The organism is Nostoc sp. (assembly GCF_036919895.1).
GTDB lineage: Bacteria > Cyanobacteriota > Cyanobacteriia > Cyanobacteriales > Nostocaceae > Nostoc.
On the sequence record NZ_JBALBW010000029.1, the window covers coordinates 1 to 24093 of the forward strand.

The window sequence follows — 24093 nt, forward strand, 5'->3', positions numbered from 1 at the left end:
CAATGCCCAATGCCCAATGCCCAATGCCCAATGCCCAATGCCCAATGCCCAATGCCCAATGCCCAATGCCCAATGCCCAATGCCCAATGCCCAATACCCAATGCCCAATGCCCAATGCCCAATACCCAATGCCCCAATCCAGTTGTTACCAATTACCACTTTGTGACTATGAGGATTGTACGAATTGACACGAAACAATGGGGCTAATGAATGCCAAGATCAAAAAAAGGATGCCCCAAGGATATTAAAAGTACTATGCCAGAATTACACCAATCAATTGCCCAGCATTACCACGAACGGACTAAATACAACCCTGAGACTCTTGCCTCCAAAAGTCAGCAGTTAGACTGGACTAAACAGCCAGTGCCTTTCAAAGAGTACAAAATTGGCTCTACTTTCGATCTCAAACCCTATATTCAAGAAAAAGCAGAGGGATTTGCTAATAACCCAGATGCTCAATGGTGGCAAAGACTTTCCCGGTTGCTGTTTCGCAGCTATGGATTGACAGCGAGAATGCCTTCTATGGGTAGTGCAGTGTATTTACGCGCTGCTCCCAGTGCAGGCGGATTATACCCTGCTGAAGTCTATGTGGTTTCCCGTGGCACGTCGTTATTGCCACCTGGTTTGTATAACTACCAGTGTCGGACTCATTCTCTGATGCATTATTGGGAAAGTGATGTTTGGCAAACTCTCCAAGCAGCTTGTTTCTGGCATCCTTCTTTAGAAAACACCCAACTAGCAATTATTGTCACTGCGGTATTCTATCGTTCTGCGTGGCGCTATGAAGATCGGGCTTATCGCCGGATTTTTCTAGATACGGGACATCTGTTAGGCAATATTGAATTGGCTGGCGCGATTACTGACTTTCGCCCTCATTTAATCGGCGGCTTTGTGGATGAATCGCTAAATGACCTACTTTATATCGATCCGCAACAAGAAGGTGCGATCGCTGTCTTACCTCTGGCAGACTTGTTAGATGTCAATCAAAATTTGCCATTGGGATGTACTGCTTTACCTTCCGCCACTGAAACCAGTTATCCCCAAATTCCAGATGGTGAATTGCTGCCATATTTCCATCGACACACCCAAATCCAATCAGGTGTAACTGGCAATCTCAATCTACCAGTTATCAAACAAGAAAAATCTTTAGAGGATAAATATAACTTTCCTTTCTGTTTGAAAATTCCCACCACCACTGCACCTATAGATTGGGGGAAAAAGCTGTCAGAACTAGAAAGTACTATGTACAAGCGACGCTCTACCCGCGCTTATAATGGTGATGATTTAACTTTCGATGAATTAAAAAGTTTACTCGATTTCACTTACCAACCGCAAAATTACATCGATCAAAGTTTAGATATTTCTCCAGACTACTTTGATTTGAATTTAATCGAAACATTTATTGCTGTTTGCGGAGTTAAAGGACTGGAGTCAGGTTGTTACTATTACGCACCTAAAGCCCAAGAATTACGCCAAATTCGGTTTAAAAATTTCCGGCGAGAGTTACATTTTCTCTGTTTGGGACAAGAATTAGGACGGGATGCAGCAGCAGTATTGTTTCATACAGCCGATTTGAAGGCTGCGATCGCACAATATGGCGATCGCGTTTACCGTTACTTACATCTGGATGCCGGTCATTTGGGACAACGCCTGAATTTAGCCGCAATGCACCTAAATGTAGGCGTTAGTGGTATCGGTGGATTTTTTGACGATCAAGTAAATGATGTTTTGGGTATTCCTGCTGATGAAGCTGCTCTATATATCACTACATTGGGACGGCCAAGATAAAACGTAAATGTGCAGGAGCTTACCGCAGGCGATCGCAAACAACATCAAGTCCACTTAACTATAGCCTTTTGGAATTTGTCGTAATACGAGACTTTTTTAGGGTTAGTTAAGACGATCAGTGCGTTAGCCTACGGCGTAAGACAACGCCAACGCACTGGCTCTTCTATGAGAAAATGCAGTTCCGCAAAAAAGATATGTTGCCTTAAAAAATTATCGGGAACTATAGGACTTGAATGTGTAGTCAACAATGTACATAGAGACTGATTCTATCTTTGTGGAGAACCAAAGAACAAAGAATTAGTGCATAAAACTATAGAACCTAACCGGATGTATCTATATAGGTTCAGATACAACAAACTCAATCTAGTTTGAAATTTTAAGGTGAAAAATTATGACAAGCTTTATCCAAATTCAGTCAAAAAATGACCTCCTGCACCCACTCCGCCAGTGGTTGGAAACGATAGAAATTCATAACTCCAAATTGGCTCATTTTCTGTGCAAAGCGATCCCTGCACAGTGTCCCTTTGAGCGAGACATCAGGCTCCTTGGCCGGAAGCTATTTCACATCCCTCCAATGTGTAAATTAAATCCCTTATATGAGGAAGTGGTTGGTTTGCGTTTTAAAGCGCTCTGTTATCTAGCCGATGAGTGCGGTGAAGATATTGCAATCTATTGCTAATAGCCAGTCAAGTCGTTCTTTGATCGATCAGCCATCGGTATTTGAAAACTTACGCTTGTTACTTACTCAGCTTTATACTAAGCTAACTTACACCTAATTTTAGATGTTTGGCTATGTAAGTAGCTGGCACCTCACTAAAGTGTTTCCAGACAGTATTTCTGCTTACCGTACCCTGCTGAAATCATTAACATCATCATGACGCACATCTTACTGGTTGAAGATGAAGTCAAACTGGCGCGATTTGTCGAATTAGAATTGAATTATGAAGGCTATCAAGTCAGTATTGCCTACGATGGATTAACTGCACTCACTGCAGCGCGTGAGTTACATCTAGATTTAGTAATTTTAGACTGGATGTTGCCAGGTTTGTCAGGGTTGGAAATTTGCCACCACCTGCGAAGTATTGGCGATAAAGTGCCGATAATCTTATTAACCGTCAAAGATGAAGAGAGCGATCGCATTGCAGGCTTAGACGCTGGTGCTGATGATTACCTCGTTAAACCCTTCAGCGTTGATGAATTATTAGCCAGAGTTAGCGCTCATCTGCGAAGAAATCGGCAAGTAGAGATTGCAGATGTTTTAAAATTTGAAGACCTGAGTTTAAATCGTCGCACTCGCCAAGTGTACCGAGAGCAGAGGTTAATTGAGTTAACTGCTAAGGAATTTGATTTATTAGAATATTTGCTAGCCCATCCGCGACAAGTAATTACTTGCGATCGCATTTTACAAGAAGTCTGGGCTTACGACTTTATAGGCGATGCCAACATCATCGAGCTTCACATCCGCTACCTGCGTCTTAAACTTGAAGCCAATAACGAAAAGTCCCTCATTCAAACAGTGAGTGGTATCGGCTACACATTGCATGATTGAATTTGTTATGGGGAATTGGGAATTGGGAATTGAAAAGAGTACAAAGGGGCGAGGTGTGAGGTGCAGAAGGGAAAACTACTCTCCCTTGCTTCTTCCCCATTCCTTATTCCCCATTCCCAATGTTAAATTTCAATGAACGTAGATAGCCTAAAAGCTTTTATCTTATGAAGATTTGGGGTTTTTGGCAATATCAGCAAAAACTCATCCAACTTAGGGTTAATTATACTAGGATGCACAAAGCTAAAGCTGCGATCGTTTAATAATCTAAAGTGGTATGACCTATCTAGAAACAGCAGCGCAATTCTATCGTGAAGCTGCCGAAACCCCCCAAGTTGGACTTTGTTGCGTGCAAAGTACACCCCTGCAACTACCAGGGTTAAAAATTCCTTTGGCAATGCAGGAAATGAACTATGGTTGTGGCACCACCGTTCACCCTACCGAACTAGGAAAACAACCTACTGTGCTTTATGTCGGCGTTGGTGGCGGCTTAGAAGCTTTGCAATTCGCTTATTTTTCCCGTCATGCAGGTGCTGTAATTGCCGTTGAACCGGTTGAGGCCATGCGGGAAGCAGCCACACGCAATCTGGAAATTGCTGCTCAAGAAAACCCGTGGTTTGACACCAGTTTTGTGGAAATCTGCGAAGGCGATGCTTTTAACTTACCCGTTGCGGATCTTCACGTTGATATTGTGGCGCAGAATTGCCTTTTCAATATTTTTGAGCCAGAAGATTTAACCCGTGCTTTAAAAGAAGCCTATCGGGTATTAAAACCAGGGGGACGTTTGCAGATGAGCGATCCCATTGCTACTAGTCAAATTCCAGCCCATCTTCAAGAAGATGAACGACTGAGAGCTATGTGTTTATCAGGCGCACTCACATATCAAGAGTATACTGAACGAATTACAAATGCTGGCTTTGGTCAAGTTGAAATTCGCGCCCGCCGTCCTTATCGTCTACTAGATTCCCATACTTATAATTTAGACAACCACCTACTTTTAGAAAGCCTGGATTCTGTCTCTTTTAAAGTTGCTATTCCCGAAGATGGTGCTTGTGTTTTCACGGGAAAAACCGCAATTTACGCTGGCTCAGAACCATTCTTTGACGACTCAGCCGGACATATACTCCAGCGAGGTATTCCCGCAGCAGTGTGTGATAAAACTGCTGCTAAACTTGCGGCTATCAAGCCAACAGAAATAATTGTTACCAATTCAACCTGGCACTATAGCGGTGGTGGTTGCTGTTAATTTCTTAGGAAATAATTCAGGTGTCAGTAGTCGGAATAATGCCTCCGGCACTCTCCGTTAACAGAACAACTCTGTGCTACTGGGGAATGAATGCACAATTTGAATATTCCACTAATTGCATTCTGCATTATAGATTCTGACTTCTTATTTATAAACCAGAAAATGTTGTTAATTAGTCTATTTATCGCTACGCTTTTTTTAGCATATTGCAATGGTGCCAATGACAACTTTAAAGGGGTAGCAACGTTGTTTGGTAGCCGGACTACCAGCTATCAAACAGCAATTTTGTGGGCAACTTTTACAACTTTAGGTGGTGCAGTAACTGCAACTTTTTTGGCAGGTACGCTAATTAAAAACTTCTCTGGAAAAGGATTAGTACCTGATGCGATCGCTAATACACCAGAGTTTCATATTGCAGTTGCGATCGCTGCTGGTTTAACTATACTGATAGCAACCCTCATCGGGTTTCCTGTTTCCACAACTCACAGTTTAACAGGTGCTATTGTTGGTGCTGGATTAGTAGCCTTCGGACTCCAAGTCAATTTTGCAGTTTTGGTAAACTCCTTTATTTTACCTCTATTACTCAGTCCCATCACTGCTATTTCCTTGGGAGCAGGAATTTACAGCTTATCTAGCTATATCAATTCCAAACGTAATCTACAATTCAATCAGAAAATGATTGATAATTGCCATTTTATCAGCGCTGGAGTTGTAAGTTTTGCGAGAGGATTAAATGATACTCCCAAGATTTTCTCAATCGTTCTAATTATTGAGTATTTTTCGATTCAGGGAGGAATGATCACCATTGCGATCGCAATGGCACTTGGCGGTTTACTCAACTCCCAAAAAGTTGCTATCACCATGAGCGAAAAGATTACCTCATTGAATCATATTCAAGGCTTGTCAGCAAATATAGTAACTGCAATTCTGGTCATTGTAGCTAGTCGATTTGGTATTCCTATTTCTAACACTTATGTTTCAGTTGGTTCTATTTTTGGAGTCGGATTAACTGATAAGAAAGTTAACCAACGTGTTTTTTATCAGATATTATTATCGTGGATTTTAACTTTACCTACTGCTGCAATTATTAGTGGAATAACTTACAGATTATTGCAAGGTTAGAAAAATTTAATATATTTATATCATATTTAAGGGATGTTAACTCATGCAAACTCAATCACACTTAACGCTAAATTCAACAGTCACATCATTTAAAAATAAACTCAATTCCCCTTTGATGAAAAAGGGAATCACTGTTTTACAAATAAATCTAGGTAAGCGCTGTAACCTTGCGTGTACACACTGTCATGTTGAAGCTGGCCCAAAACGTACAGAAGAACTTTCTCCTGAAGTTTGCGAACAATTGATTTCGCTAATTCATAAATCTCCCGAAATTAAAATTGTAGATTTAACTGGTGGCGCACCAGAAATGAATTATGGATTTAAGCCATTGGTAGAAGCAGCAAGAGCATCTGGTAAGCAGGTAATTGTCCGGTCTAATTTGACTATTTATTTTGAAGATGGATTTGCTCATTTACCAGAATACTTTGCTCAACACCAAATAAGAGTTGTGGCTTCACTACCCTGCTATTTAGCAGATAATGTTGATAAAATGCGCGGTTCTGGTGTTTTTGATAGTTCAGTCAAAGCTTTACAATGGCTTAACAAACTTGGCTATGGTAAAAAGCCAAGTTTAATTTTGGATTTGATATTTAATCCCCAGTTACCCACAAATGAAAAATTTTCTTTAGCTCCCGAACAGACTAACCTAGAACGAGATTACAAAATGTTCTTACAAGAACATTTTAATATTGTATTTAACAACCTCTTCACCATTACCAACCTTCCAGTTGGTAGAACAAAAATGCATTTAGAACGGAGAAAACTGTACACTAGCTATTTGCAGTTTTTAGAGTCACATTTTAATCCTGACACAGTTGAACATTTAATGTGCCGCGATGAACTTTCAATTGATTATCTAGGAAATGTGTATGATTGTGACTTTAACCAAATGATGAATTTGCCTGCAAAAACTCGCAATGGTGAAACCTTAACAGTTAGCAAATTGCTAGAAGCTGGCAGTTTAGACCTGATTAGTGAGATCCAAACGGCTGCTTATTGCTATGGTTGTACTGCTGGGTGTGGTTCTAGTTGTGGTGGTGCTTTGCTTTAAGGTTGTTAAAAAAAGTCTGTTACCAAAATTGTTACCAGTGCGTTGTTATTGGGCTGTTACTTTATGATGATATTTAGTTAAGCTCCTCACACCACACTGAAAGCCGTGAAACATAATGTTTCGCGGTTTTTTCCTTTTTCAGAATAATACACCTAGGGCAATCGTGCTGTGACATAAAGTGCGATCGCATATTTTCACCCTTTCTAAAGAATTATCACTCCTTTCAAAAGCAAATCTCCGCTTTATCTAATTTTTCCTGAAGTTTTTTTCTCACTGCATCGGTAAATTTCAGATCAGATGCCAGACTTTCTAAGCGAATATAGCTTTTACGTTGTCTAAGGTTTATTAGCTTATCGATAGTTGTTAGTCTTACACCTGTACCTTTGAAAGCAACAATAAGTCTATCTTTATCAGCCTTATTAATATTGATAACAGTAGGTGGTGATGCTGAGTCTGTTGGCGGTGTAGGTGTTGAGGCTGGTGTCGGTATTGGAAATACTTTTCCAGATTCGATAAATTGAATATTTTTAAGCTCTAACTTTCGGTGTAACAAAGATGGGCATGAAGGAGCAATCATAAAAGCTAGATCGGGTGGGTTTCCCTCTGGCTTGAAATTAACATCACTTAACCACTTTTCAAACGTCTGCAAGTGTCCGCTCAAAAGCTCATAGTTCTTTGCTTCACCAAAAGCTCTAGCTACACTTATACCGTTATGCAACAATTCCACGTAGCAGTCAAATGCATGACCTGATAGCACAGTTGTGGTTGAAACTGCCGATAAAGTATATGCAGATTTATTCAAATAACTTGCCCATTTTATTCGACATTGCGCTTCCACTAACTCGCGGGCATTGCCTTCAAATAACTGCTCAGGTGCTTCGTTAAAATATATTTCATGTATTTCCAGTACTGATGATGCGTAGTCTTGGCAAAACTTCCTTAAATTATTAGTAGGGTTCAAGCGGATATTTTTAATTTCTTCCCATGCTTTTGCAAAATTCTTATATCCCTGATAAGCACCTTGAATCCGCTCATCAATCTTAACTCTAATCATCTCAAGCTCGTTGCTATAGCCTTTATGTAGATTGATAACCGCTCTATCTACGATGCTTTCTAATATAATATCTCCAGCAATAAAACCTTTTACATTGTCTGTAGTGCCTACCAGATAGATTAGCAGATTGACTTTTGAGTTAAACTTCTGGCGTACTCTTTTAATTAATGCCTTAAAAAGTGATCTGGTGTCTAGGATATAATTTTGATATTCTTGGAGATGATCTAGCTCATCGATAAGGTATACAAAGGTAAAAGCTGGCTCTAAAGCTGCGATCTTAGAGATAATAGAAAAGAAAAAAGATTCAAAATTAACTCCACTGTCAACAAGATACTTATTAAACTTAGGATAAAATTGAATTTCAAAATCTTTCGCCGATTCAAGTTCAGCAACTCGGCTTCTTTCTAATAAATCGCTAAGAACACGCTTTGCTACTTCTTTAACTGACTGAGATAAGTTTTGGTTGTGTAGGAACTCCCAGAAAGTGTGAGCTAATATACAACAGTACAATTTAATCCCAAAGTTATGATCTCCACCCATTATTGACACGTCAGAAAGTGGGAATCGAACTACTAAAGAAAGACTTCTGTAATTACGCTGAGTCTTGGTTAATTCATGTAAATAAGTTAGAAGTGAAGTTTTGCCACTACCAAACGCAGCTGCAACAAATCTAAAGGCAAAGTAGCCCTCATCAAAGGTATATCTTAGATCGTCTTCCAGTAACTGAGTTATATTAGATATTGATCGCATAGAAAGACTGAGAGCGGTAGATCCCTCACCATCTGAGCCTGGAAGTCTAACAACACGCTCAATCCAAATATCTTCTATGAAACCTTCGCCTGCTTTAACTTGTTGCAAAAAGTCTTTTATAAATTTTTTCTTCCCTGCATCTTCTGGCATTATTTACTCCACCCACTGAATTATTTCTTCTTCTTTTTCGGTAACAGCAAAAACTTTCCCAGTCAATTTAAGTGTATTGAAGTAGTTATCCAATGTAGATTGAGAAATAGGGTGATTCTCCCTAAATTTCAGACCAATATCTCGACTGTAAATAGCAACAACGCCACGCAATTCTTGTTGCTTTCTTTCCGCAAAATATAGTTCTTTAAACTTTTCTACGAATGTGTCAAAGTCCATATCTTCTATAGTCACAGAAGAAACATAGTCTTTCAATGATGCCAACTTAAGGCAATGCAGAAGAGTGTTTAGAACTTTTTGCCCCTTTGAAGAGTCAAATACGTAGTCTGTAGTTTGTAGATTAGTGACAAGCGCTTTCCTGCCGTCTTCTGTGACTGAAATGCGCCTTCTCTTGGGAGATTGTAGTAAATTTTGCTGATATAGAGTGTTGTATATATCATCAGCATTCTTTTTGAGTTCTTTAGATAAACGCTCTTTGACAGTACCTTGAGTTACCGTACCCTCATCTGAGTAAGCAACTGTGTAAAGCAAGTAAAGCATTTGCTCTATGGAGAGTTTAGTCATAAATTCCTCTTATTCTTAAACAATTTTATTTAGACTCCTTTAGTGAACAAAAATATAGTAACAAAGTAACATAGAATACTTCAGCGTCAAGAGTATTTGTTACATTGGATCAGTTCACCGACAAGTAAGTATGCAGAATTCCCCAAATTACTAATCTTGGGGATACAAATAACATTACCAAAAGTAATCGACCCTTGTATAATTTGCTAATCAAAAGTGTGATATCTTGCGACAAGCACTCCCTCTTCACGGTTCAAATTTCAAACTACACAACACAATAGTGTAGATGCGATCGCAGTTTTCCCTCAGACATAACTTTGTATCCACCCTCTGCGCTAAAGTTGCATAAGAATGTGCATCTAAAGCCAGGAGAAAAGAGTTGTGAAAGCAGTTTTGATGACAGCATCTGGCAGTCCCGAAGTTCTGCAAGTACAAGAAGTGCCAAACCCTGCTGTTCCTGTAGGGAATACTGAACTTTTAGTGCGCTTGGTGGCAGCTGGCATTAACCCCATTGATACTAAACTTCGTAGCCGAGGCACTTTCTACCCCGATCGCACGCCGACAATTTTAGGATGTGATGGTGCTGGTATAGTCGAAGCAGTAGGTGCTAGCGTTCAGCGTTTTAGCGCAGGCGATGAAGTATACTTTTGCTACGGCGGATTGGGCGCACACCAGGGAAATTATGCTGAATATACCGTTGTGGATGAGCGGTTTGTGGCACGTAAACCCGCGTCTATCTCTTTTACCGAAGCAGCCGCAGCACCTTTAGTATTAATCACCGCCTGGGAAGCTTTATACGAACGAGGACGACTGGAACCTGGGGAACGGGTTTTTATTCATGCGGGTGCTGGTGGTGTCGGTCATGTAGCAATTCAATTGGCGAAACTTAAAGGTGCTAGTGTTGCTACCACAGTCAGTTCTGAAGAAAAGGCTAATTTCGTCAAAGAACTCGGTGCCGACCAGGTAATTTTTTACAAACAAACGGACTTTGTGCAAGCGGTATTAGATTGGACTGGCGGCGAAGGCGTAGACTTGGCTTTTGATACCATAGGTGGCGAAACCTTTCACAAAACTTTCCCCGCAGTGCGAGTTTATGGCGATATTGTGACGATTCTCGAACCAGATGCCAATACTGTTTGGAAAACTGCTAGATTACGCAATCTCCGTATTGGTTTAGAATTAATGCTTGCACCAGCGTTGCTAGGATTAGAAGAAAGCCTCCAGCACCAAGCAGAAATTCTCGAACAATGTGCCACCTGGATCGATGCAGGCAAGTTAAAAATCCATGTTAGCCACAAGTTTCCTTTGAAAGAAGCGGCTAAAGCCCACCAATTACTTGAAAGCGGGTCTGTGACGGGTAAAATTGTTCTACTGATTAGCGACGAATAATCGAACAATTTGCATAATTTATTTTTTAAACGCAAAGGTACGCAAAGATTAAACGCAAAGGTACGCAAAGGCGTTTCTCTGCGCTACTCTGCGTTTTTCTTGGCGTTCCTTTGCGTTTTATCAATTCTCCTCTTCCTCCCCCTCCCTAGTTCAGCAGCACAAACGCAACTAGAACGTATACCCTTAACTCTGGAATTATTACAAGAACGTCTACGCACACCGATGCTGCGCGAAGGCAATTTGACGGTAGATTTGCAGAAGATGGTGATTGATTTGCGCCCAGAAAATGCTAGCTTTCGTAATGCTTTTTACCAACTACTACGAAAAGAATTAGGTGCAAAACCTCTGGGTTTAGACCTCAGCTATGCCCTGATTTTAGGGGATTTTGTGGGCAGCGATTTGGGTTTAAGAACACCGTTGTATGCTAAAGCCATTGCTCCGATTTTCACTGCTAGCGAACAACAAGAACTAGAACGTTTGCGCTTTGTTTGTCTGGAGTCATTAGTAAATTCTAAAGATTGTCGATCGCTTTTGGGAACAAAATCAAGCCCATCCAGTGAAATTGCTGTCTTTCGTGGTGTATTGAAACTGGTGCAAACTCGCTTCAATGGCGAAATAAAGTTCTCTAATACATTCTTTCTTCAGTCTGTGGATGCCCAAGGTGCAACTTTTCTCCAATCCACTAATTGGACTGAAACCCGATTTGGTCGTCCTGTCAGCTTTAGCGGTGGTAAATTCAAGCAACCAAGCAATTTTCAAGGCAGTATTTTTTTTGAAAAAGCTAATTTCAAACAAAGCCAATTTCAGGAATTCGCTGATTTTCAAGGTAGTATCTTTGAAAATGCTGCCAATTTTAACCAAGCAACTTTTAAGGAGTTGGCTAAATTCAATAGTGTGCAGTGGCGAGAAAATGCTGATTTTTCTGATGTCCGCTTTGCCAATCAAGTACAGTTTACTAAAGCAAATTTTAATCAGTTATTTATTTTAATAGAAGCGACTTTTGAGCAAGCTGCCATATTTCGAGAAGTGGAGTTTAATCAATCGGTGAATTTGCAAGGTGCAAGCATTCTCAACCAAGCAGATTTTAGCGATGCCAGGTTTTCTCCAGAAGCTTGTTTAAGCGTACCTGGTTTAACTTTTAACTCTAACCAAGCAAAAATTTTAGGTAATCCCGGTCAAATTGGTAAGATGTTCTGTACCCCGACATTGCAAGGTAATCAAAACATCTTGCGGAATTTAGGGCAAAATTTCCGTCAGCAACAACAAGTTACCGATGCTAATGAACTGGAATACACAAAACAAGAACTGCGATTAGTAGAAATGAGTCGCCGTTTGACGGCTACAAATATTAATAGTGCAAGTGTTGCAAGTTTGATTAAATTAGGTTTTTCTGCAACTCAAGCCGCAGCGATCGCCCAGCGTCGTCTGATAAAATCTTTTCGTAACAGCAATGAGTTAGTAACTTTAGCTGATATCGATTTAGAAAAATATACTCAACTTAGCGATCGCTTAATCGTTGGCGAACCCCTTTCTATCGGTGGGTGGTTACTGCAAGCTTGGAGTTGGTTGGGGTTGAGTGTACTACTGCTGTTGAGTGGCTATGGGACAAATTTTTGGTTAGTGTTTGGCGTGGGAGGAGTTGCGATCGCTTATTTCGGTTTACTATTTTGGCTAGTGGATCGCTATCGCCGCCTGCATCCCATACCAATTATTCCCACCTCTTACGAAACCATTTCGATATTAGTCAGCTTTAGCCTTTTAGAATTCTTGAGTTTACTAGCCATCTTTCGCAATACTCAACAACCTTGGCTGACATTGGGGTGTCTTTTCATAATTCTTGTCCCCGTACCACTAGCTTTATTGATGCGACTTTATCAACAAGGTCGTTATCACGACTTAATGGACGTTTCTTACTTTACCGAAGATGGTACATTTCGCCAGTTACGATTATTGATTGGGCGTTTACCAGTGATCCCAAGAAATCAGACATTTCGGGAACGATATATGCCTCTACTGAGCGATCGCCGTTGGAACTGGCTCAACTATTATGATTTTAGTCTGAACAACTTAGTTAAATTAGGATTTAATGACATTCGCCTGCGAGACGAACACTTACCAGGGATCATCTCTGCACTTGCTTGGTATCAATGGAGTTTAGGCGTAATTTACATCACATTAGTTTTGTGGACACTTTCCCGCACAATTCCAGGATTGAATTTGCTAATTTATCTGAAGTAATCGGTAGTCATTGCAGCTTTGCCCTTAAATAGGCTCCAGATTTTGTTTTAGATGTTAATATTACCAAGCGATCGCTCACTTGCCGGATTGGTTTTCAATGAGATTAAGCTGTCATTACCATCCAAACTTGTGTTGTTCGTAGCATTGACATCCTGGTGCTTATGGAAACCACCAGTTACTTCTATTGCTGTAAAATTGAAACCGTCCAAAACCAAGAAATTGGCCGTGAGATTTTTCACCCACCGGGAACGCTGTCACACCTAGTAAGTAGACACCAGAAAAGCTGGGATTACTCACAGGACGCAAGGCGATTGTCACTGTCTGTCCCGGAGTGACTGGCGGATCGAAGTTTACAGTAATTGTTCGTGTGTCGCGTTCGTCTGTAACTGCGCCTAGTGTTAGGCGAGATTCTTTGCGATCGCGCTCTCCAACAAAGGCGCGGGTATCATTAAGATGATAGCGGATGTTTTCTGTTCCCTCTCTTTGTGCGATCGTTACTTTCTGAAGGGGTTCTCCAGCATTTTCCGGCAGATTGATAGTGAAATAGTAAGTTCCGCCCCAAATATTCACATCTTTATAAGTAGTCGTTGCATTCACAAGTTTCGGCGGTTGGACAAAGTAGACTGTACCATCTCTAAGCTGCACCGCTTGAGTCACCGGAAGCGTTAATCCCCCAACACCCATTGCTAACGAGAGTGTTATTCCAAATAAAGTTGCAACACGCATAATTCAAATATAAAGAACGCACTCATTTCAATTTTAATTCTTTGGGAATAAGTGACTTAGGAATGATAGAAGCTTGTTTTTTCCAATCAGAAGATTTAGTGTACCACCAAGCCCAAGCAATTAAAACTCCTTGAAAGGGAAGTCTGATTACGTGTACCCAAGGTGAATTGGGTATATGCTCTAGTTGAATATGATTAACCGCCATATTGATATTGGCAGGGTAAACAGCAATAAAAAGAGCAATAAGTCCCCAAGCAGCAGCTTGACTTACAGGCGGGACTAATAAGCCGATACCACCTAAAATTTCATAAAAGCCACTGAGATAAACTAATCCTAAAGGATAAGGAAGTTGCGGTGGCATAATTTTGACATACGGTTCTGGAATAACAAAGTGCGTCACTCCAACCACAATGATGGATATAGCAAGAACTACACGTAATATTTCCTTGTACTTGTTCATGATTGTTGCCTCATTATATACTTGCCCCTATTGCTCCAGTTTGACTGACAGATTTTAATTTGCCTTGAGTCAATAGGAGTAAAAATCAGCAAAATTCTCCAAAATACTAAGGAACGTGGATTAAATAAAGTGTAAAAGTAGAGTGTGTTAGCGAAGCGTAAAGCACCATTCTCCGTTCCATCAGAATTGCAGGTTATTAAATTTGCATTCCTAAGAGATTTATCTCCTTGCAAATCACGTCTTACAGCTATATGAGCGGTTCTTGAATGTTCGCTTCACTTAGTATGATATTATTTCAACTTTACCAGTAATCACTTGGTAATCAATTTATTACCTATTACTAATTATTCGTAAAAAATATGAGCGATGCCTTTAGCCGACTTGCACCCTTCATCCAAGAATATATTTATCATCATCAGTGGACTGAATTACGACCAGTGCAAATTGCCGCTTGTCAAGTTATATTTGACACCGATGCTCACTTACTAGTTACTGCTGCAACTGCTGCTGGTAAAACAGAAGCAGCCTTTCTGCCAATTTTGACTTTATTACATGGCAACCCTGCTGCAAGTGTAGGGGCATTATACATTAGTCCAATCAAAGCTTTAATTAACGATCAATTTGAACGCCTCAACGACTTACTCAAAGAAGCAGATATTCCAGTTTGGCACTGGCACGGTGATGTTTCTCAAAATCGGAAAAACAAACTCTTAAAGAATCCTCAAGGCATTCTCCAAATTACACCCGAATCTCTAGAAAGTTTATTAATCAACAAAAATAACGACCTCATTCGTTTATTTGGTGACTTAAGATTTGTCGTCATTGATGAAATTCACGCTTTTATGGGTTCCGAACGCGGCTGTCAAATTATTTGCCAATTACAACGTTTAGCAAAGTTGACACAAAAACAACCGCGCCGTATCGGTTTGTCGGCAACTCTTGGTGATTATTCAATAGCTGAAGATTGGTTGCGTTCAGGAACAGATAAGCCAGTAATTACACCGCAAACTGACGGGATAAAACGCCAAATAAAATTAGCTGTCGAACATTTTTATATTACTGATGAAGTAGATGAATCAGAGGCGACAGATTATGAACAATATATTTTCAACCTCAGCAAATCTCGCAAATGCCTAATATTTGCTAATAATCGCACGCGCACTGAATCTGTAATTGCGTCTTTGCGACAAATTGCCACAGAACAAGGACTACCAGACATATATCACGTCCATCATGGGAGTATATCCGCTAGCTTGCGCCAAGCTGCTGAAGATGCGATGCGCGAACCCAATAATCCAGCCGTTACCGCCGCTACTTTAACTTTAGAATTAGGCATAGATATCGGTTATTTAGAGCGAGTTATTCAGTTAGAATCACCCTTGTCTGTAGCTAGCTTTTTACAACGCTTAGGACGTAGTGGCAGAAGAGGCGAAGCTGCCGATATGCGTTTTATTTGCGCTGAAGAGAAACCATTATCAGAAGCTTCTTTACCAGAGCAAATACCTTGGCAACTTTTGCAGTCTATCGCTATCATTCAACTTTATTTAGAGGAGCAATGGATTGAACCAATCAGACCGATTAAATATCCTTTAAGTTTGCTTTACCACCAAACAATGAGTATTCTAACAGCAACGGGAGAACTTTCACCTAATGCCCTAGCAACACAAATTTTTAGTCTGCCGCCCTTTGCAGCTATTTCCAAAGAAGATTTTCAATTATTGCTTCGTTATTTAATTGATATTGGTCATATTCAACATACTGAACAAGGTAAATTAATCCTGGGTTTGGCAGGAGAAAAGATTGTGAGAAAATTTCAGTTTTATGCTGTCTTTGCTGAACAGCAAGAATATATTGTTAAGCAAGGTGCAACGGAAATTGGCAGTATCGTTACGCCGCCTGCTGTTGGCAATCAATTTACTTTAGCTGGCAGAAGTTGGGAAGTCGTAGAAGTTGACTTTCAAAAGAAGGCTATTTTTGTTAAACAGGCTGAAGGCAAAGCTAGTATTTATTGGCGTGGTAGTGGTGGCACTATTCATACCAAAGTTTTACAACGAATGCAGCAAGTTTTATTGGAAAATATCGAGTACAGCTATTTGCAAAAAAATGCTTTGCAACGTTTACATCAAGTTCGCCAATTGGTGCAACAGGTTGGATTAGATAAACAAAATATCTTGCAATTGGAAAAAGGTAAATGCTGTATTTTCCCCTGGATGGGTACGGTTGCTTATCGCACTTTAGAAAGATTACTCAACTCCCACTGTCGAGAATCGTTGGAAATTACAAGTATTGGCGGACTAAATCCCTATTATTTTACAATTAAATTAGGTAAGGATAAATTTAAATATCTTTATCATGAAATTGCTTCATTGTGTGAACAAAGGGTTATCTCAGAAGATTTACTCAGTACTTCAGAAGCACCGGAGATTCAAAAGTACGATCGATTTATTCCTCATCCACTTTTACGAAAAGCTTTTGCTAGCGATTATTTAGATATGAGGGAACTCCAACAGCAAGTGGCACTGTGGAGAGAATAATACAATATTCTAATTATCTTAAAATTCCTATGGCAATCTTAAATGAGTTGTGTTGGCATAGCCTACCGTAAGCATAAATTATTATTTTTAACGAACCACAGAGGCGCAGAGAACACAGAGAGAACAAAGAAATGCTTAACTGAACTGTATTGAATTATAAGCAGGTAATCCAGTAACATCAGTTTGGAGAGCAAATAAATCACCAGAGTATAAATTTTTATCGATTTCTGCTTGGCTGAGTCCAACTGAAGCAGTAGTAATGTAAAGTGTTCGCAAATCCTCGCCCCCAAAAGCACAGCTAGTTGGCAATTGCACAGGTAGTTTTATCCGCAATATCTCTTCCCCTTTGGGGTTGAAACGAATCACACACCATCCACCCCACATAGCTGACCAAATATGTCCTTCACTGTCTATTGTCAATCCATCTGGATGGAAGTATTCATGAGTTAAATCAACAAAAATCCGACGATTAGTAATGCTTCCGGTTATTGAATTAAAGTCATAAGCATATATTTTTTGTTGAGGAGAATCTGTTAGGTAAAATGTTTTTTGATCTGGACTCCAGCCCAAACCATTAGAAATAGTCAATCCCGTTTCTATTAAATGTAATGAACCGTCTTTATCATAGCGATAGAGGCTAGCTTGAGGTTTTTCTAAAGTAGACATTGAACCAAACCAGAAACGTCCTTGAGGGTCACATTTCCCATCATTGAGACGGTTATCTGGAAGATTTGCTTCAATTTCCAAAATGGGGGTAACTACACCTGTCTGAGTGTTGAGGAATGCCAAGTGATGACGCAGCAACATTATTAATGTATCTGCACCTGTTGTTGCGATCGCACCTACCACGTCTCCCACATCAAAAAACCTGTTTTCCCGCGTAGCAGGATTGAACTGATGCACTCGATAGTTAAAAATATCGACCCAGTACAGTAGTTTACGGGTAGAATCCCACATTGGGCCTTCACCCAAGCGGGCACGAGCTTCTAGAACATTGTGGAGTGGATATTGTCCCATAAGTAGTTAATTTAAAGATTAAATATAAGTATATATTTTTACTTAGATATTTTCGCGATCGTTCATTTTCCAATATATCTTTACTTCACAAAAATGTGTGAATTAGGTATCAATCCAGATGAAATATAAGGTTCAGATGCCCGACTTATTTAAATAAGTCGGGAATCTAGTTATGAAACAGCTTGTAAAATCTCGTCATCTACAGAGAAATCAATATCAGCTTTGTCTTTTGTATTAGCTAAATAATCATTTTCCAAAGAGTCTTGCAACCCAGAAATCAAATCATATTCAGGATGCCAGTTTAATTCTGTTTGTGCTTTATTCACCGAAGCAAAGAAATGCTGCACCCGCATCGGAAAAGCTTTGCGTTTGCCGAAATCAAACTTTTTAGGGTCGTAATGGACGATTTTAACAGCATCCGGTGATTTGCCAGCCGCGATCGCACTAGCACGGGCTAAACCATCAAAAGTGACAAAGCGATCGCCAGATATATTATAAATCTGCCCTATGGCCTGTTGATTACCCAAAACCTGAGTCATTGCTAGTGCCAAGTCTTTTACATGCCCTAGCTGCGTAATATGCAACCCATTACCGGGGATGGGAATCGGGCGATCGCGCACAATTCTATCAAAAAACCAGCCTTCTAACTCATTATAATTACGAGGCCCGTAAATATAAGTAGGACGAATAGAGGTAAAGGGCAATCCCAATTGAGTTAGATAAGCTTCTGTTTCATGTTTACCCTTATGGCGACTTTTGGGATCTACTAAATCTCCTTCGACATGGGGTAGTTGGTCAGATTTGAGATACACTCCCGCAGAACTCATATACACAAAATGTTGCACTCGGTCTTTAAAAATCTCCGCTAGTGGTTGAGTATCAGTAAGTTCCCGGCCATTATTGTCAAAAATGACATCGAAGTTTTCTTGTGATAACTTTGCTTTTAATTGGGTAGCGTCGGTGCGATCGCCTATAATTTGTCCTACTCCCTGTAAAGAAGGTACTGTCCGATTTCCCCGATTGAACAGCACCACCTCATGTCCTTGTTCCACTAGTAATTGAGTCAAATAGACACCAATGAATCGAGTACCACCCATAATTAGAATTCGCATAAATTCACCTTTTCTATATCAGTTGTCGTCAAGGGCTAGGGATTGGGGACTGGGGAGACAAGGAGAAATAACCATTCCCAATCCCTAATACTCCAATCTGAGGTTATCAGGTTGCAGCATCCATCTGGAACATCTGAAGGAAAGATTGCGTCCTATGTGCTAATCTGGTGCGCTTCCCGTTAATTAATCACAAAGGGAAACTTTTCAGTCGGAGTCTAAAAAAACTATCTTCAATTTTGAATTGTTTAGCTGTGCCCTTGAAATATGCTCTGGTTCATGAGTGGCTGACACCCAAAGCCACAGGTGGTTCAGAACTCGTTGTCCGAGAAATTTTGAATCACATTGATGCTGATTTGTATGCTCTGATCGATTTTGAATCCAGCAATAGGGAAAGTTATTTATATAACCGTCAGATTGGCAAGACGTTTCTCCAGAACTTTCCATCTGCCCGCAACGGTATACAAAAATACTTGCCTTTGTGGCCCTTGGCAATCGAACAACTTGATTTGCGGCATTATGACGTAATTCTGTCTTCATCTCACGCTGTTGCCAAAGGAATCCTGACCACTCCCGAACAGATGCATATTTGCTACTGTCACAGCCCTATGCGCTACGCCTGGGACTTGACTTTTGATTATCTGCGCTCCAGCAAACTGGGTAGTGGTTTACCTGGGTGGGTGACACGATATTTATTACATCGTTTGCGCCAGTGGGATGTATTGAGTGCCAATCGCGTTGATTACTTCATTGCTAACTCACAACATACGGCTCGGCGGATTTGGCGTTGCTATCGGCGAGAAGCAACAGTCATTTACCCACCAGTGAATATCGCGGAATTCCCATTTCTGTCTGAGAAAGAGGACTTCTACCTGACAGTTTCCCGATTAGTGAGTTACAAACAAATATCGTTGATTGTCAAGGCTTTTAATCAACTCAAACGACCACTAGTAATCATTGGTACAGGAGATGAAATGAATAAGATCCGCGAAATGGCAAACTCTAATATCCAAATACTGGGATGGCAACCCGATAATGTGGTAAAAAAATATATGTCTAGCGCTAAGGCGTTTGTATATGCAGCTTGTGAAGATTTTGGGATTGCCCTAGTGGAGGCACAAGCCTGCGGCACGCCAGTAATTGCTTATGGTGCAGGGGGTGCTTTAGAGACAGTGCGAGATATCCGCTCTGATGCGGATACAGGGACAGGTATATTTTTCAAGACGCAAACAGAAGCGGCTTTGGTGGAGGCAGTAGAAAAGTTTGAAATGTATGAGGGTTCATTCAGTTCCGAGTATATGCGATCGCACGCCGCGCAGTTTTCACCGCAAATCTTTGCAGATCGTTATCTAAATTTTGTAAACAAATGCAACGAAAAAGACCGTTTTCGGAATGATGGTCTTGGTTAACGTCTGATTTTTTTAGGCTTTTGGCAATTTCCCCCCAGAAGCACATCATTTTGGCTTTAATATTGGGACTATGTGTGGTGTGGATTATTAAGGAGTATGATGACTGCCCAGAGCTCACTCCTCTCCGGCAAGCGAGGCGTACGGCAAGACACTAGAGCGTCTACGCGTACTTTCTTAAAACGCGGTCAAAAAATAAAAACGCCGAAAGTTAAGCCCAAAGGTTTATCTTTTCAGGGTTTAAACGGAGAGTTTGCCAAACGACTGTTCGATATAGTGTTTTCGCTGTCGGTATTAATTTTGTTCTTTCCCGTCTACTTAATTTTGACCTTGCTGATTGCCTTTAGCTCAGAAGGCCCAATTTTTTATGTCCAGGAACGGGTAGGGAAAAATTACAAAGCGTTTAATTGTATTAAATTCCGAACAATGGTAAGCAATGCGGACGAAATCCTCATGCAAATGATGGAAACATCGCCCGAATTACGACAAGAATTTGAGAGCAGTTTTAAGCTGAAACAAGACCCCCGGATTACCAAAATTGGTCGATTTTTGCGAATTACTAGCTTAGACGAATTTCCCCAGTTCTGGAACGTTTTAAAAGGGGATATGAGTGTAGTCGGCCCCCGACCCTTGGTAGCAGAAGAACTGCCAAAATATGGTTGTCACATTGATGAGATTTTAACAATCCGTCCAGGAATTACTGGTTTGTGGCAGGTATCTGGGCGTAATGATATTCCCTATCCTCGGAGAGTCCAAATAGACCTGCATTATGTCAAATTTAGGAATTTCTGGCTTGATTTATGGATCATCTTGAAAACTGTTGATGTGGTAATTCTACCAAAAAATAACGGGGCATACTGAGTAAATACTTAGGGGCGACGAGCTGGGGCAGTTAATGCCCCTAAAAACCTAATTTCAAATACCTATTTTATTTAGTCTTCACAAAACCAGATATATATGAAATTTTGGCAAAAAAAACGACGTATATAAAAAGAATGTTGATATATCTGATAAAAGAAAAATATACATACTTAAACAATCCTGGTTTATTTTAAGGTTGAGCTTACGGATTAAATTACTTTTTGTTAAGTATATTTATTTACGGAAAAATTCTCATAACAACAAGAACTCGTAGGTTTCCCATTAGGCAATTCAGTAATTAGCTGCTAGGTTGTATCAGATTGCCTGTAACTTTTTAATCAAAGATAATAAGGGATAATTGAGCATGACGCAACAGAAGCGAGCGTTGATTACTGGTATCACTGGTCAAGACGGTTCATATTTGAGTGAGTTTTTACTAGAAAAAGGTTATGAGGTTCATGGAATTATTCGCCGAACTTCTACCTTCAACACAGACCGCATCGATCACATTTATGAAGACCCCCACAAAGACGGGGTGCGGTTGTTTCTTCACTACGGTGACTTGACAGATGGTACAACGTTGCGGCGTATTTTAGAAGAAGTCAAACCAGTAGAGATTTACAACCTCGGCGCTCAATCCCATGTCAGAGTAAGCTTTGATTCACCAGAATATACGGTGGATGCTGTAGGAATGGGGACGCTGCGTCTGTTGGAAGCAATTAGAGACTACCAACACCGAACTGGAATTCAGGTGCGATTTTACCAGGCGGGTTCTTCAGAGATGTACGGTTTAGTACAAGCAGTACCTCAAACTGAGACAACGCCCTTTTATCCTCGCAGTCCCTATGCCTGTGCAAAAGTTTACGCCCATTGGCAAACTGTAAATTATCGTGAGTCTTATAATTTATTTGCTTGTAACGGTATACTTTTTAACCACGAGTCACCAAGACGGGGTGAAACCTTTGTAACCCGCAAAATTACTAGAGCTGTGGCTGGTATCGTTGCTGGTAAGCAGAAAAAGATTTACATGGGTAATCTAGATTCCAAGCGAGATTGGGGCTATGCAAAAGATTACGTGAAAGCAATGTGGTTGATGTTGCAGGAAGACCAACCTGACGATTTCGTAATTTCTACTGGTGAAACCCACTCGGTGCGGGAGTTTTTGGAATTGGCATTTAGTTATGTAAATCTTAATTGGCAAGATTATGTAGAGTTTGATGAGCGTTACCTCCGTCCATCTGAGGTAGATTTACTGATTGGCGATTCTACAAAAGCACGCCAGAAGTTGGGCTGGAAAACATCAGTAACCTTTGAAGAACTAGTTTCCTTAATGGTAGAAGCAGACTTACAGGCATTGGGTCACACTTCACCCAATGGAAATGGTTCGCAATTTCCACATGATATTGCTACTGTTCGTCAAGAACTGGGCGCTTTGCACTTCTGATTTGAACCACAGAGGATAAAAAATATGACCGCCTTAGAACTAAAAAATCAACGAATTCTCGTCACTGGTGGGTCGGGGTTTCTAGGTCGTCAGGTGATAGATCAACTGTGTAAAGCAGGGGCCGATCGTGAGAAGATTACAATAGTGCGATCGCGCGATTGCGATCTACGTGTTTGGGAAAATAGCCAACGGGCAGTTGACCAGCAAGACATAATTATCCACTTAGCAGCACATGTGGGTGGTATCGGTTTAAATCGCGAAAAACCCGCAGAGTTGTTCTACGATAACTTGATCATGGGTACGCACCTCATTCATGCTGCCTATCAAGCTGGAGTAGAAAAATTTGTTTGTGTTGGCACAATCTGCGCCTATCCTAAATTTACCCCAGTGCCATTTAAAGAAGACGATCTTTGGAATGGCTACCCAGAAGAAACCAACGCTCCCTACGGAATTGCTAAAAAAGCGCTTTTAGTTCAATTGCAATCTTACCGCCAGCAGTACGGTTTTAATGGAATTTACCTACTGCCAGTGAATTTATATGGCCCAGAAGATAACTTTGACCCTGGAAGTTCTCATGTTATTCCAGCGTTAATTCGCAAAGTTCACGAAGCCCAAATTAAGGGCGAAAAGCAACTCCCAGTTTGGGGTGATGGCAGTCCTACCCGTGAGTTTCTGTATTCAGAAGATGCAGCAAGGGGAATTGTTATGGGGACTCAATTCTATAATGACTTGGAACCAGTTAACTTGGGAACGGGTTACGAAATCTCCATCCTTGATTTAATAACTATAATCTGCAAATTGATGGAGTTTAAGGGTGAAATTGTTTGGCAAACTGACAAGCCTAATGGTCAACCCCGCCGTTGTTTGGATACTGAACGGGCAAAGCAAGCCTTTAATTTCACGGCTCAGGTGGGCTTTGAGGAAGGGTTAAAGAATACCATTGAGTGGTATCGTCAACACGCTGCATAACGATGTACTGGTGAATGTAGGGTGTAATAAGCTGGGCATTGCCCAGCTTATTTGTTTGATACTATAAATTTTATGGACAAAGTTGCTCGTCAACAAAATAAAGCAGAACTACGTCGCACTCTACTTAAAACACGCCAATCAATGTCTGTTGGAGAATGGAGAGAAAAAAGCGATCGCTTATGCTCTCATTTACAAAACTCTACTTTATTCACCCAAGCAAAAACAATACTTGTTTATTTCAGCTTTCGCCAAGAACCTGACCTCAGTCCACTATTTGCAAACACCAAATATCGTTGGGGATTTCCTCGCTGCGTTGATAAATCCTTGTGTTGGCATATTTGGACACCTGGCGATTCTGTCCAAAGTGGCGCTTATGGCATTACTGAACCACACCCTGACGCTCCAATCTTAGATGCTGCTGAAGTAGATTTGATTCTTGTCCCCAGTGTCGCTTGCGACTATCAAGGATATCGCCTGGGTTATGGCGGCGGATATTACGATCGCTTGCTCAGTTTACCGCAGTGGAACACAAAACCGACTATCGGAATTGTCTTTGATTTTGCCTATTTGTCCCAAATACCTATTGAACCTTGGGATAAACCACTACAAGCTATTTCTACAGAAACCGGATTGACTGGGAAAGCTTGAAGA

General features: G+C 40.6%; 20 protein-coding genes. 14 read left to right on the plus strand and 6 right to left on the minus strand.

Going from position 1 to position 24093, the window contains the following annotated elements; genetic code table 11:
* Positions 1-255: 255 nt before the first annotated feature.
* From V7K55_RS05070 to arsS, 6 genes are all read left to right on the plus strand, one after another.
* Entirely contained in the window at positions 256-1788 is a 1533-nt protein-coding gene (locus tag V7K55_RS05070; protein ID WP_334828841.1) for a SagB/ThcOx family dehydrogenase, read from the plus strand.
* Positions 1789-2179: 391 nt separating this feature from the next.
* A complete protein-coding gene (locus V7K55_RS05075) occupies positions 2180-2467 on the plus strand; it encodes a Mo-dependent nitrogenase C-terminal domain-containing protein (RefSeq protein WP_334828843.1) in 288 nt (95 codons plus the stop codon).
* A gap of 195 nt (positions 2468-2662) precedes the next feature.
* Positions 2663-3337, plus strand: coding sequence for a response regulator transcription factor (locus V7K55_RS05080; RefSeq protein WP_334828845.1), 675 nt, complete (start codon positions 2663-2665; stop codon positions 3335-3337).
* Between the two features lie 274 nt (positions 3338-3611).
* Positions 3612-4580, plus strand: a complete 969-nt coding sequence (gene arsM / locus V7K55_RS05085; RefSeq protein WP_334828847.1) for an arsenosugar biosynthesis arsenite methyltransferase ArsM — start codon at positions 3612-3614, stop codon at positions 4578-4580.
* Positions 4581-4742: 162 nt separating this feature from the next.
* Entirely contained in the window at positions 4743-5702 is a 960-nt protein-coding gene (locus tag V7K55_RS05090; RefSeq protein ID WP_334828849.1) for an inorganic phosphate transporter, read from the plus strand.
* A 43-nt stretch (positions 5703-5745) separates the two neighbouring features.
* Positions 5746-6753: an arsenosugar biosynthesis radical SAM (seleno)protein ArsS gene (gene arsS, locus V7K55_RS05095; RefSeq protein ID WP_334828851.1), complete on the plus strand. Its 1008-nt coding sequence runs from the start codon at positions 5746-5748 to the stop codon at positions 6751-6753.
* Between the two features lie 223 nt (positions 6754-6976).
* On the opposite strand, the gene V7K55_RS05100 is transcribed toward arsS, so the two are convergent.
* Together V7K55_RS05100 and V7K55_RS05105 are read right to left on the minus strand one after the other, a co-directional pair.
* Positions 6977-8707 (minus strand): hypothetical protein, encoded by a 1731-nt coding sequence (locus V7K55_RS05100; protein ID WP_334828853.1) that lies wholly within the window; start codon positions 8705-8707, stop codon positions 6977-6979.
* Between the two features lie 3 nt (positions 8708-8710).
* On the minus strand, positions 8711-9289 hold the full coding sequence (locus V7K55_RS05105) for a hypothetical protein (RefSeq protein ID WP_334828855.1): 579 nt from the start codon (positions 9287-9289) through the stop codon (positions 8711-8713).
* 381 nt (positions 9290-9670) lie between these two features.
* On the opposite strand from V7K55_RS05105, the gene V7K55_RS05110 reads away from it, so the two are divergent.
* Positions 9671-10678 (plus strand): zinc-dependent alcohol dehydrogenase family protein, encoded by a 1008-nt coding sequence (locus tag V7K55_RS05110; protein WP_334828857.1) that lies wholly within the window; start codon positions 9671-9673, stop codon positions 10676-10678.
* Positions 10679-10687: 9 nt separating this feature from the next.
* A complete protein-coding gene (locus V7K55_RS05115; RefSeq protein ID WP_334828859.1) occupies positions 10688-12916 on the plus strand; it encodes a pentapeptide repeat-containing protein in 2229 nt (742 codons plus the stop codon).
* Positions 12917-13075: 159 nt separating this feature from the next.
* Here the strand turns inward: V7K55_RS05115 and V7K55_RS05120 are convergent, their stop codons facing one another.
* Both V7K55_RS05120 and V7K55_RS05125 read right to left on the minus strand, forming a co-directional pair.
* Positions 13076-13642, minus strand: a complete 567-nt coding sequence (locus tag V7K55_RS05120; RefSeq protein ID WP_334828861.1) for a DUF2808 domain-containing protein — start codon at positions 13640-13642, stop codon at positions 13076-13078.
* Positions 13643-13664: 22 nt separating this feature from the next.
* On the minus strand, positions 13665-14102 hold the full coding sequence (locus V7K55_RS05125) for a DoxX family protein (RefSeq protein ID WP_094330124.1): 438 nt from the start codon (positions 14100-14102) through the stop codon (positions 13665-13667).
* A 359-nt stretch (positions 14103-14461) separates the two neighbouring features.
* Here V7K55_RS05125 and V7K55_RS05130 point away from each other — a divergent pair, with 359 nt between their 5' ends.
* Complete coding sequence (locus V7K55_RS05130; protein WP_334828863.1) at positions 14462-16636, plus strand: DEAD/DEAH box helicase; 2175 nt, start codon at positions 14462-14464, stop codon at positions 16634-16636.
* A gap of 135 nt (positions 16637-16771) precedes the next feature.
* Here V7K55_RS05130 and V7K55_RS05135 read toward each other — a convergent pair whose 3' ends face one another.
* Both V7K55_RS05135 and V7K55_RS05140 read right to left on the minus strand, forming a co-directional pair.
* On the minus strand, positions 16772-17653 hold the full coding sequence (locus V7K55_RS05135) for an SMP-30/gluconolactonase/LRE family protein (RefSeq protein WP_334828865.1): 882 nt from the start codon (positions 17651-17653) through the stop codon (positions 16772-16774).
* A 170-nt stretch (positions 17654-17823) separates the two neighbouring features.
* Positions 17824-18765, minus strand: a complete 942-nt coding sequence (locus V7K55_RS05140) for an NAD-dependent epimerase/dehydratase family protein (RefSeq protein WP_334828867.1) — start codon at positions 18763-18765, stop codon at positions 17824-17826.
* A gap of 251 nt (positions 18766-19016) precedes the next feature.
* Here V7K55_RS05140 and V7K55_RS05145 point away from each other — a divergent pair, with 251 nt between their 5' ends.
* From V7K55_RS05145 to V7K55_RS05165, 5 genes are all read left to right on the plus strand, one after another.
* Positions 19017-20171 (plus strand): glycosyltransferase, encoded by a 1155-nt coding sequence (locus tag V7K55_RS05145; RefSeq protein WP_334828869.1) that lies wholly within the window; start codon positions 19017-19019, stop codon positions 20169-20171.
* A gap of 99 nt (positions 20172-20270) precedes the next feature.
* On the plus strand, positions 20271-21029 hold the full coding sequence (locus V7K55_RS05150; RefSeq protein ID WP_094330131.1) for a sugar transferase: 759 nt from the start codon (positions 20271-20273) through the stop codon (positions 21027-21029).
* A gap of 364 nt (positions 21030-21393) precedes the next feature.
* Positions 21394-22473 (plus strand): GDP-mannose 4,6-dehydratase, encoded by a 1080-nt coding sequence (gene gmd, locus V7K55_RS05155; RefSeq protein WP_334828871.1) that lies wholly within the window; start codon positions 21394-21396, stop codon positions 22471-22473.
* A gap of 24 nt (positions 22474-22497) precedes the next feature.
* Positions 22498-23442, plus strand: a complete 945-nt coding sequence (locus V7K55_RS05160; protein ID WP_334828873.1) for a GDP-L-fucose synthase family protein — start codon at positions 22498-22500, stop codon at positions 23440-23442.
* Between the two features lie 72 nt (positions 23443-23514).
* Positions 23515-24090: a 5-formyltetrahydrofolate cyclo-ligase gene (locus V7K55_RS05165; protein WP_334828875.1), complete on the plus strand. Its 576-nt coding sequence runs from the start codon at positions 23515-23517 to the stop codon at positions 24088-24090.
* The last annotated feature ends 3 nt before the right edge of the window (positions 24091-24093 follow it).